The sequence below is a fragment of the Streptomyces pseudovenezuelae genome (assembly GCF_029892565.1).
GTDB classification, from domain to species: Bacteria; Actinomycetota; Actinomycetes; order Streptomycetales; family Streptomycetaceae; genus Streptomyces; species Streptomyces pseudovenezuelae_A.
In genome coordinates, this window is sequence record NZ_JARXVH010000006.1 from 629434 (window position 1) to 646571 (window position 17138).

Here is a 17138-nt window from a genome sequence, read left to right on the forward strand (position 1 = left end):
GTACTTCGGAAGGCTGCTGTGGAGGATCGGAAGGCGGCTGCGGGATCGGAGGGCGGCTGCGGGATCGGAGGGCCGTGGATCAGAAGGCGGCGTTGAAGATGAGCCCGGCGAGCGCCCCGCCGATCAGCGGTCCCACCACCGGGATCCACGCGTAACTCCAGTCCGAGGTGCCCTTGTTGGGGATCGGGAGCAGGGCGTGGACGATACGGGGGCCCAGGTCGCGGGCCGGGTTGATGGCGTAGCCAGTCGGGCCGCCGAGGGACAGACCGATGCCGACCACCAGGAACGAGACGACCAGGACGGCCGTGCCGGACTCGCCGAGTCCCTTCGTCAGCCCGAAGGCCAGGATGGGCAGGACCAGCGCGACGGTGGCGATGATCTCGGTGATGAGGTTCGCCACGGGATTGCGGATCGTGGGGGTCGTGGAGAAGATCCCGAGGGTCGGCTGGGCCATCTCCTCCTCGGCGTTCGCCTGGAACTGCGCGAGATAGACCAGCCAGCACAGCACCGCGCCGAGAATGGCGCCGACCATCTGCCCGGCTATGTAGATCGGGACCTTGTCCCACTTCCCGGTGTCGATGGCGATGCCGATCGTCACCGCCGGATTCAGGTGGCCGCCGGACAGCGGTGCGGCGGTGTACGCCCCGGCCATCACGCCGAACCCCCAGCCGAAGGCGATGACGATCCAGCCGCCGTCCTTCGCCTTGGAGTAGTTCAGCACGACCGCGGCGACCACACCGGCGCCGAACAGAATCAGGATTGCGGTGCCGATGACTTCGCCGAGAAAGATGTCTCCGTTGCTCATGGCGGCTCCTAGGACCTGGCCCGGGGGCGATCGACCCCGGGCCTCCGTGCAGGGTGCGTTTCCCATGGCGACTTCAGCCGAAGGCAGGGAAGAACCCGCGCCCCGCTCGGCGTCCGTGACGAGCGTGCCGTCCTGGCCGAATCGCCCTGGCGAGTGGGCCTGGTGCTCAGGCGGGGCCCGCGGCGCAGTGCGTGGATACGCCGTGTATGTACGGCGATGTCGACCGACACCGGGAAGTGTTCACCGGTGCCCAGAGAGCGTCAAGGTCGCGGACGGGAACGATGACAGCGGACGGGGTGGCACCGGTCCGCCCGGCGAGGGCGAGTCAGCCCCGCCCGGGCTCCGCCACCGCGCACCCCGCCTGCGCGGGCGCCGCCCCCGAGCCGCGCAGGATCTCGTGGCCGGGCAGACCCGCCCGGCCCAGCACCCAACTCACCCCGTACAGCGACTTCGCGGCCTGCTTCAGCGGCGCCAGACAGGCGGCGGCCTGCCGGTGGTCGCTCACACTGCCCGGCGGGCACAGGACCGTGGCCAGGGACAACGTGACGGGTCGCCCGCCGGCCGACCAGGGCGTGTCCAGCACCGAGACGGCCAGCGGATCCAGGCCTTCCGGATCGGCGAGCACCAGGAAGTCGTCCCCGCCGATATGGCCGACCCGGGTGCTCGCCGACGCCGAGTGCTGCAACGCCCGCCCCACCGACCGGATCAGCTCGTCGCCCGCCGCGAACCCGGCCCCGTCGTTGACCTGTTTGAAGTGGTCCACATCCAGCCAACTCAGCGCGAACGTCCGCCCGTCCGCGATCCGCCGGTCCACCTCTGCGGTGATCGCGTCCGAACCGGGCAGCCGCGTCAGCGGGTTGAGCCCGGCCGCCTCCTCGACCCGGCTCTCGGCCAACGCCCGTACGAGATCCGCGAGTCGTACGACGCCCAGGCACCGCCCGTAGCGGTCGACGACCGCCACGTCGTCCGAGGTGCGGTCCCGGTCGCCCACGGCGAGCACGTCCAGGACCTCCCACGCGGTGGCGTCGACGCCCACCGTCCGCGGCGGATCACCGAGTCTGGCGGCGGGCCGGTCGGCGTAGAGCGCGTGTCCGTAGCGCCCCGACATCGACAGCAGGAAGCGCGAGCGGTGCACCGACCGCACCGGGACCCCGTGCCTGTCCACGAGCAGCACCCCGGACACCTCCGGCGAGCCGGTCAGCAGCGCCCGCACCTGACCGGCCGACGCGGTGGCGGGCAACAGGGCGGCCGGCCGCACGAACTCCCGCACCGACGGACCCGACTTCGGCATCGCCACGGCGTCGGGCGGGCGCGGCGGAACGTATACGTCCGCGACGGGCAGCCGGGACGGCGGCGCGAACAACTCGCCCTGGGCCAACTGCGCACCGGCCGACAGCGCCGCCGCGTACTGCCCCTCCGTCTCCACGCCCTCCACGGACAGCAGCGCTCCCAACTGCTCGCACAGCGTCCGCATCGCCCGTACCGCCGCGGGCCGCCGCAGCAACGACGCGTCGAGCTTCACCAGGTCGGGCGCCATGTCGGTGAGCAGCCGCAGCGGTACGTCGCCGTCCCCGATGCCGTCCGCACTGATCCGGAAGCCCTGCTCCCGAAGCGCGCTGACGGCCTCCAGGAGGGCCTGCTGGGGCACGTGCGTGTAGGGCGGGCCGATGTCGACGGTCACCTCCCAGGGCAGCCGTCCCACCGCCCGCACGGCGTCGTGCAGCGGGGTGAGGCCGCCTAGATCGGCGAGGGTGCCGGCGAACACGTTGACGTGCAGCGGCAGCAGCGTCTCCCGGCGCGCGGCCGCCCGGACCGCCAACACGGCGAGTCTGCCGTCGAGTTCGGGGTCCCGGCGGGCCTCGGCCAGGACGTCGCCGCTCTCCGGCCGAGCGAGTATCTCCAGCCCCGCGACCCCTCCGGTGGTCAGGTTGACCACCGGCTGGAAGGCGAAGCGGAGAGTATCCGTCCAGGAGCGCACGGCAGCATAATGACCCCACCGGCGCACGCCCAGGGCCAGTTCATAAGACGTTCACGCAGGATTCCGGGCCGGTCACACAGCGTACGAGCAAGGGCTTGCCCCATCTGGTGCGTCCACGTGCCCTGCCGGGAACATGTGCGACATGTCCGCCGGTGTTCGCGGGCACCGCTTCGCAGGACGGCGACCGGCGCCTCCCGCAGCACGACTGGCGCTTCGCCGCACCGCGACCGACCCTTCCCGCACGGCCCCCACCCCCTCACCGCACCGCGATCACCGCCGACCCGTGCCCGAGCAGCCCCTGGTTCGCGGTGATCCCCACTCGCGCCCCCGCGACCTGCCGGTCTCCCGCCTCCTCCCTCAACTGCCGGACCAGCTCGCACACTTGGGCTATCGCCTGCGCCGGAACCGCCTCCCCGAAAGAGGCCAGCCCTCCGCTCACGTTCACCGGTATACGCCCACCGTGGCTCGTCGCGCCCTCTCGGAGCAGCTTCGCGGCCTCGCCCTCCGCGCAGAGCCCGAGATCCTCGTACCACTGCAACTCCAGGGCGGTGGACAGGTCGTAGACCTCGGCGAGGGAGAGGTCCTCTGGGCCGATGCCCGCCTCCTCGTAGGCCGCGCGGGCGATCGATGCCCTGAACGTCTCCGCCGCGGGCTCCACCGCCACCGCCGAGTCCGTCGCGATGTCCGGCAGATCCAGCACGGTGCTCGGGTAGCGCGGCGTCACCGTGGACACCGCCCGGATCCGCACCGGGTCCGGTGCCCCGTGGCGGCGCGCGAACTCCATGCTGGACAGCACCAGCGCCGCCCCGCCGTCCGAGGTCGCGCAGATGTCGAGCAGCCGGAGCGGATCGGCGACCACGGCCGAGGCGGCGACCTCCTCCGCGGTGACCCGCTTGCGGTAGCGCGCGTGGGAGTTGAGCGCGCCCATCGCCGAGTTCTTCACCTTGACCTGCGCGAAGTCCTCCGGTGTGTCCCCGTGCACGGCCATGCGGCGGCGGGCGTACAGCCCGAAGTACGTCGGATTGGTCGCGCCCAGGACGCGGAAGCGCAGCCAGTCGGGATCGTCCTGCCGGTCCCCGCCCGCGGGCCGGAAGAAGCCCTTGGGTGCCGCGTCGGCGCCCACCACCAGGACCACGTCCGCGAGGCCCGAAAGTAGCTGCGCCCGCGCGGTGTTGACGGCCTGCGCCCCCGACGCGCACGCCGCGTACACGCTCGTCACCCGCGCCCCCTGCCAGCCCAGTGCCTTGGCGAAGGTCGCGCCGGCCACGTATCCCGGATAGCCGCCACGCACCGTGTCCGCGCCGACCACCGAGCCGATGTCCCGCCAGTCCAGCCCGGCGTCGGCGAGCGCCGCCTGGGCCGCCGTCACCCCGTACTCGACGAAGCTGTGCCCCCACTTGCCCCACGGGTGCATCCCCGCGCCCAGCACCGCCACCTCACCCGTCATGCCGTCACCCCCGTCGGCCGCCACTGCCAGGTCGTCCAGGTCGTCTCCGCGTCCTCATGGAGCACGCCCGGGACGACCTCCACCTCCATGCCCACCGTCAGTTCGGCGACGGTGACCCCGGGAGCCGCCTGTCCCAGCACCACGATCCGCTCGGCTGCCAGCTCTACCGCGATCAACGCGTACGGCTCCCACGGAAGTTCCGGGTTCGTCACATAGGGTGACGGAGGCCGGTACCGGCTGTCCGTGTACGACCAGATCCGTCCGTGGCGCGAGAGCGGGATCTGCGCCAGGTCCCCGCCGTGGCAGGCGGGATTGCGGCAGTGGGCGTCCTCGCGGGGGAAGAAGACCGAGGCGCAGAGCGAGCAGCGCGTGCCGAGGAGCCGGAAGTCGTCCCCGTCGCCGGCGAACCAACCGTCGACCACAGGCGTGCGTGTACGTGACAAAATCCCTCCCCGGGCTGACATCTGACGGACCGTCAGGAGTGTGTCATGGGCACCGGAAAATTGGAGGGCGTCCGACCGAACCGATCAGGCCCTTGCGGCGTCGTCGTACGGGAGGGACGGCCGGGGCCCACGGGGGTGGTTCCGGCCGTCCCTCGGCGCATTCGGGGTGAACTGCATCCGATCGCTTCCCGCGCGCAACGCGAACCTGATAGATGCAGGAGACATGACACGTCTCTCCAGTGCAGTACGCGGCCTGATCACTCTGCTCGCCGCCCTGCTGGCCGTGACCGCCGCCTCCGCCACCGCCCGGGCGACCACCGAGCCCAAGGCGCCGAACGACTTCGTGGCCCTGAGCACCGTGGACCCGACGATCATCCAGGAGATGCGCTACTTCACCGTGCACAACTTCGTGGGCGAGCGCATCGACGGTTACCGGCAACCGATCTGCATCCTCACCCGCCCCGCCGCCGAAGCGCTCCACCAGGCCCAGACCGAACTGCGCAGTCAGGGCTACACCCTGAAGGTCTACGACTGCTACCGGCCCCAGCGCGCCGTGAACCACTTCGTCCGCTGGGCCGAGGACCTCGACGACCAGGCGATGAAGGGCGAGTTCTACCCGAACGTCGACAAGACCCGGCTGTTCGAGGACGGTTACATCGCGGAGAAGTCCGGCCACAGCCGCGGCTCGACCATGGACCTCACGATCGCGAAGCTGCCCGCGCGTCCCACCCGGCCGTACCAGCCCGGAGAGCCGCTCGTGCCCTGCTTCGCACCCCAGGACGAGCGCTTCCCGGACAACTCCGTCGACATGGGCACCGGCTTCGACTGCTTCGACACCCTGGCGCACACCCTCGACCCGCGCATTCAGGGCCAGCAACGCGCCAACCGGCTGCTCCTCAAAGGCACCCTGGAGAACCTGGGATTCGTGAACCTCGCCGAGGAGTGGTGGCACTACACGTTCAAGCCGGAGCCCTACCCGGACACCTATTTCGACTTCCCCGTGTCCTGGAAGTCCCTCATCAGCGGCGACTGAGCGGCCCCCGGGAGACGCCCTTCCCCCGATCGGATACAGTCCGCCGCGTGTCCGAAACCCAAGCCTCCACTTCCAACTCCGCGCCCGATTCCCACTGTTCGAGCTGCGGAGCGCCCTATGGAGAGGGCGTCTCCGGCTGGCCGCGCACCTGCCCGGCCTGCCACTCGGTTGCCTACCGCAACCCGCTGCCCGTCGCGATCGCGCTCCAGCCCGTGTACGACACGAAGGGCACCGCCCTGGTCGTCATCACCCGCACCATCGCTCCCGCGCGCGGGAGCATCGCGTTGCCCGGCGGTTACATCGACGACCGCGAGGACTGGCGGCAGGCCGTCGTGCGCGAGCTCAAGGAGGAGACCGGCATCGACGCGGCCGGCCGCGAGGTGCGCCTCGTCGACGCCATGAGCGCGCCCGACGGCCACCTGCTGCTGTTCGGGCTCCTCCCGGAACGCCCGGCCGAAGGCCTGCCGCGGTCCGCCGCCACGGACGAGACCGAGGGCTGGCATCTCCTGCGCCGGGCCGGGGAACTCGCCTTCCCGCTGCACACGTTGGCGGTGCGGGCGTTCTTCGAGGGCCGGTACATCTGACCTAGCGCTCCCCGAGCCCACGCACGCGTACCGGGTAGGGCGGTTCACCGGCGCCGCTCTCGCCCTCCCGCTCGACCACCAGGCGGCGGCCCTCCCAACGGGTCACGTAGCGCTCCAACTCCGGCTCGTCCCAGCCGTCGCCCGCGTCCGCCACCACCAGCCCACCGCCGGTGCGTCCCTGGGCGGGTGCCCACACCTCCAACTCCAGACCGCCGTCGTCCCCGCGCACGGGGACGACGGCACCAGCGCGCGCGAGCACCGGGATGCGCGACAAGGGGGCATCGACGAGCACCTGACCGGGCCCCTCGTACGCCTGCTCCGTGACGGTGTCGTACCAACGCCCCCGGGGCAGCTGCACCGCCCGCCGGTCCGCGCCCGGATCCAGCACCGGCGCCACCAACAGGCAGTCGCCCAACAGGAACGCGTCCTCGCAGTCACGCAGCGCCCGGTCCTCGGGCGCGCCCCACCACAACGGTCGTACGTACGGCGCCCCCGTGCGCCGGGCCAGATGCGCCAGCGTCACGAAGTACGGCAGCAGCCGCCGGCGTTCGACGAGCGCCACCCGCGCGTGCTCCAGCACCTCGGCGCCGAACTCCCAAGGCTCCCGCCGACCCGCCCGCAGACTCGCGTGCGTGCGGAACAGCGGCAGATACGCGCCGAGTTGGAACCACCGCAGATACAGCTCAGGCGAGGGACTCCCGTCGAAGCCGCCGACGTCGGGCCCCGAGTACGGCACACCGCACAGCCCGAGCCCCATCACCAGCGACAACGAGGCCCGCAGCCCGGGCCAGCCCGTCGCCACATCGCCGGACCACGTGCCCCCGTAGCGCTGCATGCCGGCCCACCCGGAGCGCGAGAAGACGAACGGCCGCTCCCGGGACGCCAGTTCGCGCAGCCCGTCGTAGCCGGCCTTGGCCATGCACAGGGCGTAGACGTTGTGTGCCTCGCGATGGTCCCCGCCCCGGCCCTCCAGGGAGTGCCTCGCCGACCGAGGCAGAGTCGACTCCCCGAAGGCGGTGAAGGAGGTGGGTTCGTTCATGTCGTGCCAGAAACCCGCGAACCCCTGCGCGAGCCGCTCCTCGTACAGACGGCCCCACCACTCACGCACACGCGCGTGCGTGAAGTCCGGGAAGACCGACTCGCCGGGCCACACCACACCGCGCACCGGCCGCCCCAGGGCGTCCCGCACGAACGCGTCCTCGGCCGTCCCGCTGTCGTACACCGCGTTGCCCGGCACCGCTCGCACTCCCGGGTCGACGATGGACACGAGCCGGATCCCGGACCGCCGCAACTCCTGCGCCAGTACCGGTAGTTCGGGGAAGTGCTCGCGGTTGACGGTGAACACCTGGTGCTCGTCGTAATGGTCGATGTCCAGATGGACGGCGTCGAGCGGCAGTTCGCGCTCCTGATAGCCCGAGACGATCCGCCGCACCTCTCGCTCGCTGCCGAAGCCCCAGCGCGCGTGGTGGTACCCCAGCGCCCACGCGGGCGGCAGCGCGGGCGCACCCGTCAGCGACGCCCAGGCGAGCAGCACGCGCGCGGGGGTGCCCACCATCGCCCAGCAGCGCAGCGGACCGCCGTCCATCCGCAGCTCGCTCGACCCCGCCCGGTCGTGCCCGGAACCGGCCCCCTCCTCGCCCTCCCGCAGCGTCACCGTGCCGTCCCACGAGGAGTCGTGGAACACCAGATGCGTGGCCGCGTCGGCCACCACCAGCTGCACCGGCATCGTGACGTACAGCGGATCGTCGCCGGGCCCGAACGCGCGGCCCGGATCGGTGTTCCACAGGCGGTACGTCCCGTCCCGCAGCCGAGGCCCCGAGGCCCGCCCGCCGAGCCCGAAGAACCGCGCGTCCGAGGCCACCTCCGAGCGCTGCATCCACCGTGCCGCACCTCCGCCGACCGGCTCCCACCACCGCGGCGGGAGATCCCGGCGCAGGACCACACCACCCGGCGTACGCACCTCGACCGCGCCGTGCCGCGAGACGGCGACCGTCATGCGCTCCGCCACGACCCGCCAGCCACCGTCCTTGTCCGGCTCCAGGAGCGCGCGAGGATCCGGCTCCGGGCAGCGGCCGGCCAGCGCGTACGACGGCTCGGGACCGGCCCCGTCCCAGCCCCAGAAGACCACCCCGTTCACGGCGACCACGATCCGCAGCTCGGAGCGGGTGAACCGGATGACGCCGCCGCCCGGACCGGGCTCCACCTCGCGCACCACCCCGGGCACCCGCGCACGCTCGGCGCCCCGCGGGGGCAGTGCGGCGGCGTCCGTGCGCCGCCTGCGCCAGGCCGCCGCCACGGTACGCAAGCTCTGGGCCGCTCCCGTGGAGCCGACCGCCTTCACCGAACGCACCAGGTCACGACCGTCCATGCTGCTCACCCTGCCATTTACCGCTCCACGCACGCGTACCGTTCAACTCGCGTTCACCCGTGCCCTGGCCACATCTTCACGACGCGGACCGTGTGGGGCGCACCCTGGTGTAGAAGTGGATCACATGGCATCGTCCGTGTCAGCCGCGTCGCGCGCACACCCGAGCCCGTGCGCGGCCGACGCACACGACGCGCACAGTCCGGGAGCCGCCCCATGTCGACCGTGAACCCCCAGCCGCTCTGGCAACCAGACCCGGAGCGCATCGCCGAGGCCCAGGTCACCAAGTTCCAGGCCTGGGCGGCCGAGCAGCACGGCGCCCCGGCCGAGGGCGGCTACACGGCCCTGCACCGCTGGTCCGTCGACGAGCTGGACACCTTCTGGAAAGCCGTCGTCGAATGGTTCGACGTACGGTTCTCGACGCCCTACGCGCGCGTACTGGGCGACCGCTCGATGCCGGGCGCCCAGTGGTTCCCCGGAGCGACCCTCAACTACGCCGAGCACGCCCTGCGCGCGAGCGCCACCCGCGCGGCCGAACCGGCCCTCCTGTATGTCGACGAGACCCACGAACCACGCCCGGTCACCTGGGCGGAGCTGCGCCGTCAGGTCGGTTCCCTGGCCGCCGAGCTGCGCGCCTTCGGTGTACGCCCCGGCGACCGCGTGAGCGGCTATCTCCCGAACGTTCCGCAGGCCGTCGTCGCCTTCCTCGCCACGGCCGCCGTGGGCGGCGTCTGGACCTCCTGCGCCCCCGATTTCGGTGCCCGCAGCGTGCTGGACCGCTTCCAGCAGGTGGAGCCGGTCGTCCTGTTCACCGTCGACGGCTACCGCTACGGCGGCAAGGAGCACGACCGCCGCGAGATCGTCGCCGAACTGCGCCGCGAACTGCCCACGCTGCGTGCCGTGGTGCACATCCCCCTGCTCGGCACCGAAGCCCCCGAGGGCGCCCTGGAGTGGTCGGCCCTGACGGGCGCGGACGTGGAGCCCGTCTTCGAGCAGGTGCCCTTCGAGCACCCCCTGTGGGTGCTCTACTCCTCGGGCACGACCGGTCTCCCCAAGGCCATCGTCCAGTCCCAGGGCGGCATCCTGATCGAGCACCTCAAACAGCTCGGCCTGCACTGCGACCTCGGCCCAGAGGACCGTTTCTTCTGGTACACGTCGACCGGCTGGATGATGTGGAACCTCCTCGTCTCCGGCCTCCTCACCGGCACCACGATCGTGCTCTACGACGGCAGCCCCGGCTTCCCGGACACCGGCGCCCAGTGGCGCATCGCCGAACGCACCGGGGCCACCCTCTACGGCACCTCGGCGGCCTACGTCATGGCCTGCCGCAAGGCCGGCGTGCACCCGGCGCGCGAGTTCGACCTCTCCAGGGTGAAGTGCGTGGCCACCACGGGATCACCGCTGCCGCCCGACGGATTCCGTTGGCTGCACGACGAGTTCGCGGAGAGCGGGGCCGACCTGTGGATGGCGTCCGTGAGCGGCGGCACGGACGTGTGCTCCTGCTTCGCGGGAGCCGTACCGACCCTCCCGGTGTACATCGGTGAGCTCCAGGCACCCGGTCTCGGGACCGACCTGCAGTCCTGGGACCCGAGCGGAAACCCCCTGATCGACGAGGTCGGCGAACTCGTCGTCACCAACCCCATGCCGTCGATGCCCATCCGCTTCTGGAACGACCCCGACGGCAGCCGCTACCACGACAGCTACTTCGAGACCTACCCCGGTGTGTGGCGCCACGGCGACTGGATCACCGTCACGTCCCGCGGCTCGGTCGTCATCCACGGCCGCTCCGACTCGACCCTCAACCGCCAGGGCGTGCGCATGGGTTCGGCGGACATCTACGAAGCTGTCGAACGCCTGCCCGAGATCAAAGAGTCCCTCGTCATCGGCATCGAACAGCCCGACGGCGGCTACTGGATGCCCCTTTTCGTGCACCTGGCGCCCGGCGCGGTCCTCGACGAGGCCCTCCTGGGCCGGATCAAGCAGACCATCCGCGAACAGCTCTCACCGCGCCACGTACCGGACGAGGTCATCGAAGTCCCCGGCATCCCCCACACCTTGACCGGCAAGCGCATCGAGGTCCCGGTCAAACGCCTCCTCCAGGGCACCCCGTTGGAGAAGGCGGTCAACCCGGGCTCCATCGACAACCTCGACCTGCTGCACTACTACGAGGACCTCGCCCGCAAGCGCGCCTGACCCCGGCGGGTCAACCCCCGTAGGTGGCCTCGGACTCACCGAGCACGACGGCGAAGTCCGAGGCCAGCCGCGCCGCGTCGACCGGCTCGAGCTCGGCGACGGAGATCCGTACCCCGGGCCCCGACGCCAGCCGGAACCTCGCCCCCGACGCGACCCACCACCCGTACGACCGCAGCCCGTTCACCACGTCCGACTCGTCCCGCACGGGCACCCACACGTTCATCCCGCTCGCCCCGTGCGCCGCGATCCCGCGGAAACCGAGCTCCTCAAGGAGGGCGGTACGGCGCTCCTCGTACGTCCCCTGGGCGCGAGCCGCCAACGCGCGCGTGCCGTCATCGGTCAACAGCCCGTGCACGGTCTCCTGGAGCAGATGACTGACCCAGCCCGACGTCAACAGCATCCGCCCGTCGTGCCGGGCCAGCGTGGTCGCGTCGCACGCCGCCGCCGCCCACCGCAGGTCGGTCCCCAGGAACTTGCTCACCGTCCGCACATGCACCCACCGCGGCAGCCCGCCGGCGGTCAACGTGCGCAAGGGCGCGCCGGCCACGGCGGACGCGTGATCGTTCTCGACGACCAACACATCCGGCTCGCCCCGGAGCACCTCGACCAACGCGTCCCGCCGAGCCACCGAGAAGCAGCCGCCGTACGGATTCTGCGCCCGCGGACTGCACACCAACGCGCGCACACCCGCGCGCAGCGCACCGTCCAACGCCTCGGGTCGCACCCCCTCGTCATCCACGGCCACCGGGACGATTCGCAGCCCCAGGGCCGTGACCAGATCCAGCAGGTGGTGATATCCGGGGTCCTCCATGGCCACGGCATCCCCCGGCCGCAGCTCCACGGAGAGCAGCCGCCCGATCAGATCCAGCGCCCCGTGCGCGAACGTCACGTGCTCCACGGGCACACCGTCGGACCCGACCCAGTCACGCACCACCTGCTCCAGCCGCGCCAACCTGGGCGCGGCACGGTGCGACCGGGCACCGGGGGAGAGGCGTGAGGGCGGTACGAGAGCGGGAAGCAGCGCGGGATCGGGGTGTCCGCCGGACAGATCCCGCAGCCCCTCCGGAACCTTGGGCGGCCGCCGCGACGCCACCGCCGGCTCCGCAGCCACGACGGTCCCGCCCCTCCCGCGCGTGACGACGATTCCGCGCTGCCGCAGTTCCTTGTAGGCCGTGGCGACCGTTCCCGGACTGACCTCGAGATCGTCCGCCAGCCGCCGCACCGGGGGCAGTGCGGCTCCCGGCCCCAACACGCCCTCCGCCACGCCCCGTTCGACGGACGCGGCAATCCCCTTGGCCGTCGTACCACTGATCGCATATTGTGTTGCCACGTTGCCAAGTATGTATCAGTACATAACTGGAAGCAAGGGGGAGCAGTGCATCCGATGCGCCGCGCAGCCGCATGGTCGAACCGGATACCCGGAGGGCGCGACGGGCGCAGAATGCTCGCCATCGCCCTCGTCGACCGCATCGGCAGCGGCCTGTGGGCCTCCGTCTCCGTCCTGTACTTCACCTACGTCTCGCACCTCTCGGTCGCCCAGGTCGGCACGCTCGCCGCGAGCGCCGGAGCCATCGGCATCGCCGGCGCACCCCTGGGCGGCCGCCTCGCCGACCGCTTCCCGATCACCCGCATCCTGATCACCGTCCAACTCCTGCGCGCCGTCGCCTCCTTCGCCCTCCTCACCACCCACGAGTACGCCCTACTGCTGGCCTACTCGGCCGTCGGCAGCCTCGGCGACCGCGCCGCGAACATCCTCACCAGGCTCTACGCCACCCGCGTCGCGGGCCCCGACCGCGTCCGCTACCAGGCCTTCCACCGCACCGTCGCCAACGCCGGGTGGGCCCTGGGCGGCCTCACCGCCGCCGCGGCCCTCGCCCTCGGCACCACCACCGCGTACCAGTGGCTGCTCACCGGCGACGCCCTGTCCTTCCTCGGCTCCGCCCTCCTCACCCTGCGCTGCGGCGAACCCCGGACCGCCTCCCGCACGGTCGCCACCTCGAAGGCCCCGCCACCCACCACCAAACCGGCAAGCCCCTGGCGCGACCGCACCTATCTCGTCTACGTCGCCTCCGAGACCGTCCTCTTCCTCGACGACGCCGTCTTCAAGGTCGGCCTGCCCCTGTGGATCGCCCACGCCTCCAACGCACCGCACGGTCTCGCACCCCTGCTGCTGGTCCTCAACAACGTGATGGTGGTGGCACTCCAGGTCCCCCTGGCCAGATTCGGCACCACCACGGCCGCAGCCCGCACCCTCCTCGTCCCCGTGTCGGTGGCCTTCGCCCTGGGCGGCGCGGCCATGGCGCTCTCGGCCACCGGCGGGATCATCACGGCCACTCTGTTCCTCACCGCAGCGGCCGTCGCCTTCACCATGGCCGAGATGCTCCACGCCACCGTCTCCTGGGAGCTCTCCGTCGCCCTCGCCCCCACCACCGCCCAGGGCGCCTACCTCGGCGTCCACGGCCTCGCCCAGTCCGCCCAACGCAGCGTGGGACCACTCGCCGTCACCGCGGCCATCGCCACCGGCCCCCTCGGCTGGACCGCCTTCGGCACAGCCATCGCCCTGACCAGCCTGTTTCAGCACCGCCTGGTCCGCGAACGCCTCGCTCGGACGCCGTTGTCAGTGCCGCCGGTTACTGTGAGTGAGCATTGATCGACCGCGCACAGGGGGAAACATGGCGCACCAGGACCACCAGACGATGCGACGCGTTCTGCGCCGCGAAATCGCGGGCACCATCGGCCTGCTGACCGACGAGTACGACTTCCGCGCCATGCGGCGCTACCGCACCTTCACCTTCGACGACCACCCCACCTACCTGCGGCAGGTGGAAGCACTCCTCAAAACCCGCGCCTCCCAGGGCAGCCACACCACCGTCGCCCTCTTCGACCCACAGGAGTACGCCGACTTCTGCACCGAAGCCGGCCTGGACCCCGACGACCCGTACAGCCGCACCCGCTTCACCGCCGAACTGGCGACGACAGGCCCGAGCCTGCCCTACGACGGCCAAGCTCTGGCCGACCTCGTCCCCGCCCTCGTCGACGAAGCGGTCCGCCAGGCCACCTGGGAGTACGCGTCCACACTCCTCGCCCGCCTCGGCCCCTGCGCCTCCTGCGGCGAGGACATCGGCCGCGCCACCTTCACCCGCGCCTCCGGACTCCTCGTCCGCATCCTCGACACAGCACCGCCCGGCAACCGTCACCTCGTCTGCAGCGTCTCGGCAACCCCGGAAACACTCGTCTCCGTCCTGCACGTCGACCAGGACGACGACGGCACCACACAACTCGACGAAGCCGAGGCCCTGGAGTTCACCACCGTCCTGGCTCTCGGCATCGCCACCCAGAGCCCCGGAGGACTCGTCATGCGCACCAGCGCCCCCGGGACCGCCGACCGGGTCTACGGCTGGCGACTACGCGGAGAAGGCCTCCAACCCCTCACCGCCGGCGAGGTCTTCGACGCCTACTGCAGGGACATGGAGTCCGGGGACCTGATCTCCCCGGAATCGGGCGTCGACTACTCCCTGCCGCCCGACCTCGGCGAGGAGGAACAGCCGCCGGGCCACCACCACTGACGAAAACCCAAGGGGCGCCCCACCCGCAGGTGGAGCGCCCCTGAAGACCAGCCGACGAGTGCGCCATCCCGACTACTCGCCGGACAGCACCGCCTGAGCCGCGTTGCGTGCCTCCTCGGCACTGTCCGAGGCCCGGGCCGCCGCAGCGGCACGCTCGCACTGGGCCAGCGTGTACTTGCCCAGCATCGTGCGGACATAGGGGATCGACGCCGCACCCATGGAGAGGGAGGTGATACCCAGACCGGTCAGCACACAGGCGAGGAGCGGGTCGGACGCGGCCTCACCGCAGACACCGCAGCTCTTGCCCTCGGCCTTCGCCGCCTCCGCTGACAGCGCGACCAGGTCGAGCAGCGCGGGCTGCCAAGGATCCTGCAGCCGGGACACCGCACCCACCTGCCGGTCCGCCGCGAACGTGTACTGCGCGAGGTCGTTGGTGCCCAGCGACAGGAACTCGACCTCCTGCAGGATCGACCGCGCCCGCAGAGCGGCGGACGGGATCTCCACCATCGCTCCGAACTTCGCCTGCAGACCCGCCTCACGGCACGCGTCGGCGAACGCCTTGGCGTCCGCGCGGTCGGCCACCATCGGCGCCATGACCTCCAGGTAGACCGGGAGACCCTCGGCCGCCTGCGCGAGCGCCGCCAGCTGCGTGCGCAGCACGTCGGGGTGTTCCAGCAGGGAACGCAGCCCCCGCACGCCCAGCGCCGGGTTCGGCTCGTCAGCCGGGGTGAGGAAGTCCAGCGGCTTGTCCGCGCCCGCGTCCAGCACACGTACGACGACCCGACCCTCCGGGAACGCCTCCAGCACCTGTCGGTAGGCCTCGACCTGCTTCTCCGCCGACGGCGCGTTCTTGCTGTCGTCCAGGAAGAGGAACTCCGTGCGGAACAGGCCGACACCCTCGGCCCCGGCCTCGACAGCGGCCGGCACGTCCGCGGGACCGCCGACGTTCGCCAGCAGCGGCACCTTGTGGCCGTCCGAGGTCGCACCCGGTCCGGTCGAAGCGGACAGCGCGGCCTTGCGCTCGGCCGCCGCAGCCTCCAACTGCGCCTTCTTCTCGGCACTGGGGTTCACGAAGATCTCGCCGGTGCTCCCGTCGACGGCGACCAGCGTGCCCTCGGCGAGCTCACCGGCGCCCGGCAACGCCACCACGGCCGGAACGCCGAGCGCCCGCGCCAGAATCGCGCTGTGACTGGTCGGCCCGCCCTCCTCCGTGACAAAGCCGAGGACGAGCGTCGGGTCCAGGAGAGCGGTATCGGCGGGTGCGAGATCCCGGGCGATCAGTACATACGGCTCGTCGCTGTCCGGGACACCCGGCATCGGCACCCCGAGAAGCCGGGCGACGATACGATTCCGCACGTCATCGAGGTCGGCCACCCGACCGGCGAGGTACTCACCGGCGCCGGCCAGCAGGGCGCGGTAGGCGGCGAACGCGTCATAGACCGCACGCTCGGCCGTGCTCCCGACGGCGATACGCCGTTCGACGTCCGCCATCAGCTCGGGGTCCTGGGCCATCATGGCCTGCGCCTCGAGCACTGCCTGGGCTTCGCCCCCCGCCAGATTGCCGCGTGCAATCAGGTCGGCCGCCACCGCATCCACGGCCTGGTGGGCACGCCCTTGCTCACGCTCCGCGTCCTCCGCCGGAATCTGCTTGGCAGGCGGCTCCAACACCGCCGTTCCCATGTGCCGAACCTCGCCGATCGCCACACCGTGGCTCACGCCGACGCCTCGCAGCGTTGTCTCCATCTCACCCGTCCCGATAGTGCGGCGGGTCCCGCCGCCGCGATGGTTGTCCTACCTGCCGTCGTACGACGGCACCGGTGTCACTGCCAGACGAAGAGACTGTCGCCGGCCTTCACGTCACCGGTGTCACGCAGATCCGAGAGGGCCTCGGCGGTGGCCTCCAGTGCCACGACGGGGCACACCGGGGACTTGCCGGCGGCCTCGACGGCGGCCGGGTTCCACCGTACGACGCTCTGTCCACGGGTCACGGTGTCGCCCTTGTTCACGAGCAACTCGAAGCCCTCGCCGTTGAGCTGGACGGTGTCGATGCCGAGGTGGGTGAGCACGCCGTGGCCGTTGTCGTCCACGACGACGAACGCGTGCGGGTGCAGAGAGACGATCACCCCGTCCACGGGCGCAACGGCCTCGGAAGGCTCACGCACGGGGTCGATCGCTGTGCCCGGGCCGACCATGGCCCCGGAGAAAACCGGATCCGGCACTTCGGCCAGTCCGATGGCGCGTCCTGCAAGAGGGGACGTCACGGTGGTCATGGGGAGCCTCCCGGGGGCGGAGATACATACGGGCCGTCACTGCCTGTACCGGACAGCACACTGAGCAGCAGCGTATGTCATATGAAGTGCGGGTTCCGCACGAAAGGTACAAGTTAGTGGTCTAGACCACTAGTCTAATCGATTTGCACGCCGTTCCGGGCCCCATGTACAGTCGTACTCCTGCCTGAGGCCGGGCGACGCTACCAAGCGCCCTAGCCTGGCAGCATCCAACTTGTCAGATCCTATCTCGGGGTCACTTTCTGCATGCCTGCAGGACGGTGGTCAGGGGGACGGAAAAACACTGATAGAGTTTGGAACACGGAAAGCGAAGCGCCCGGAGGAAAGCCCGAGAGGGTGAATACAAAGGAAGCGGCCGTTCCTTGAGAACTCAACAGCGTGCCAAAAGTCAACGCCAGATATGTTGATACCCCGTCCCTAACCGTCATGGTTGGGG

Annotated in this window: 13 protein-coding genes; 5 read left to right on the plus strand and 8 right to left on the minus strand. The window is 71.1% G+C overall.

What is annotated here, in order from left to right; genetic code table 11:
* Window positions 1-79: 79 nt before the first annotated feature.
* From M2283_RS22800 to M2283_RS22815, 4 genes are all read right to left on the minus strand, one after another.
* Window positions 80-805 carry an MIP/aquaporin family protein gene (locus M2283_RS22800; RefSeq protein ID WP_280878174.1) on the minus strand — a complete coding sequence of 242 codons (726 nt, stop codon included), beginning with the start codon at window positions 803-805 and terminating at the stop codon, window positions 80-82.
* A gap of 325 nt (window positions 806-1130) precedes the next feature.
* Complete coding sequence (locus tag M2283_RS22805; protein WP_280878175.1) at window positions 1131-2783, minus strand: GGDEF domain-containing protein; 1653 nt, start codon at window positions 2781-2783, stop codon at window positions 1131-1133.
* Between the two features lie 256 nt (window positions 2784-3039).
* Entirely contained in the window at window positions 3040-4230 is a 1191-nt protein-coding gene (locus M2283_RS22810) for a lipid-transfer protein (RefSeq protein ID WP_280878176.1), read from the minus strand.
* A complete protein-coding gene (locus M2283_RS22815; protein ID WP_280878177.1) occupies window positions 4227-4652 on the minus strand; it encodes a Zn-ribbon domain-containing OB-fold protein in 426 nt (141 codons plus the stop codon). The genes M2283_RS22810 and M2283_RS22815 overlap by 4 nt, the downstream gene beginning before the upstream one ends.
* A 244-nt stretch (window positions 4653-4896) precedes the next feature.
* On the opposite strand from M2283_RS22815, the gene M2283_RS22820 reads away from it, so the two are divergent.
* Together M2283_RS22820 and M2283_RS22825 are read left to right on the plus strand one after the other, a co-directional pair.
* Window positions 4897-5706 (plus strand): M15 family metallopeptidase, encoded by an 810-nt coding sequence (locus M2283_RS22820; protein WP_280878178.1) that lies wholly within the window; start codon window positions 4897-4899, stop codon window positions 5704-5706.
* 47 nt (window positions 5707-5753) lie between these two features.
* Window positions 5754-6290 (plus strand): NUDIX domain-containing protein, encoded by a 537-nt coding sequence (locus M2283_RS22825; RefSeq protein ID WP_280878179.1) that lies wholly within the window; start codon window positions 5754-5756, stop codon window positions 6288-6290.
* Window position 6291: 1 nt separating this feature from the next.
* On the opposite strand, the gene M2283_RS22830 is transcribed toward M2283_RS22825, so the two are convergent.
* Window positions 6292-8658 carry a glycoside hydrolase family 31 protein gene (locus M2283_RS22830; protein ID WP_280878180.1) on the minus strand — a complete coding sequence of 789 codons (2367 nt, stop codon included), beginning with the start codon at window positions 8656-8658 and terminating at the stop codon, window positions 6292-6294.
* 213 nt (window positions 8659-8871) lie between these two features.
* On the opposite strand from M2283_RS22830, the gene M2283_RS22835 reads away from it, so the two are divergent.
* Window positions 8872-10848, plus strand: coding sequence for an acetoacetate--CoA ligase (locus M2283_RS22835; protein WP_280878181.1), 1977 nt, complete (start codon window positions 8872-8874; stop codon window positions 10846-10848).
* Between the two features lie 10 nt (window positions 10849-10858).
* Here M2283_RS22835 and M2283_RS22840 read toward each other — a convergent pair whose 3' ends face one another.
* A complete protein-coding gene (locus M2283_RS22840) occupies window positions 10859-12178 on the minus strand; it encodes an aminotransferase class I/II-fold pyridoxal phosphate-dependent enzyme (RefSeq protein ID WP_280878182.1) in 1320 nt (439 codons plus the stop codon).
* Window positions 12179-12232: 54 nt separating this feature from the next.
* Here M2283_RS22840 and M2283_RS22845 point away from each other — a divergent pair, with 54 nt between their 5' ends.
* On the plus strand, window positions 12233-13498 hold the full coding sequence (locus M2283_RS22845; protein WP_280878183.1) for an MFS transporter: 1266 nt from the start codon (window positions 12233-12235) through the stop codon (window positions 13496-13498).
* A gap of 22 nt (window positions 13499-13520) precedes the next feature.
* The gene (locus M2283_RS22850) at window positions 13521-14414 is read left to right on the plus strand and encodes a hypothetical protein (RefSeq protein WP_280878184.1); all 894 of its coding nucleotides are present in this window, start codon (window positions 13521-13523) and stop codon (window positions 14412-14414) included.
* 72 nt (window positions 14415-14486) lie between these two features.
* On the opposite strand, the gene ptsP is transcribed toward M2283_RS22850, so the two are convergent.
* Window positions 14487-16157, minus strand: coding sequence for a phosphoenolpyruvate--protein phosphotransferase (gene ptsP / locus M2283_RS22855; RefSeq protein WP_280878185.1), 1671 nt, complete (start codon window positions 16155-16157; stop codon window positions 14487-14489).
* Window positions 16158-16234: 77 nt separating this feature from the next.
* The gene (locus M2283_RS22860; RefSeq protein WP_280878186.1) at window positions 16235-16684 is read right to left on the minus strand and encodes a PTS sugar transporter subunit IIA; all 450 of its coding nucleotides are present in this window, start codon (window positions 16682-16684) and stop codon (window positions 16235-16237) included.
* Between the last annotated feature and the right edge of the window lie 454 nt (window positions 16685-17138).

Coding starts and splice junctions, on each gene's coding strand:
- M2283_RS22800 (WP_280878174.1), bottom strand. CDS start 805: ATGAGCAACGGAGACATCTTTCTCGGCGAAGTCATCGGCACCGCAATC.
- M2283_RS22810 (WP_280878176.1), bottom strand. CDS start 4,230: ATGACGGGTGAGGTGGCGGTGCTGGGCGCGGGGATGCACCCGTGGGGC.
- M2283_RS22820 (WP_280878178.1), top strand. CDS start 4,897: ATGACACGTCTCTCCAGTGCAGTACGCGGCCTGATCACTCTGCTCGCC.
- M2283_RS22830 (WP_280878180.1), bottom strand. CDS start 8,658: ATGGACGGTCGTGACCTGGTGCGTTCGGTGAAGGCGGTCGGCTCCACG.
- M2283_RS22835 (WP_280878181.1), top strand. CDS start 8,872: ATGTCGACCGTGAACCCCCAGCCGCTCTGGCAACCAGACCCGGAGCGC.
- M2283_RS22845 (WP_280878183.1), top strand. CDS start 12,233: ATGCGCCGCGCAGCCGCATGGTCGAACCGGATACCCGGAGGGCGCGAC.
- M2283_RS22850 (WP_280878184.1), top strand. CDS start 13,521: ATGGCGCACCAGGACCACCAGACGATGCGACGCGTTCTGCGCCGCGAA.
- ptsP (WP_280878185.1), bottom strand. CDS start 16,157: ATGGAGACAACGCTGCGAGGCGTCGGCGTGAGCCACGGTGTGGCGATC.
- M2283_RS22860 (WP_280878186.1), bottom strand. CDS start 16,684: ATGACCACCGTGACGTCCCCTCTTGCAGGACGCGCCATCGGACTGGCC.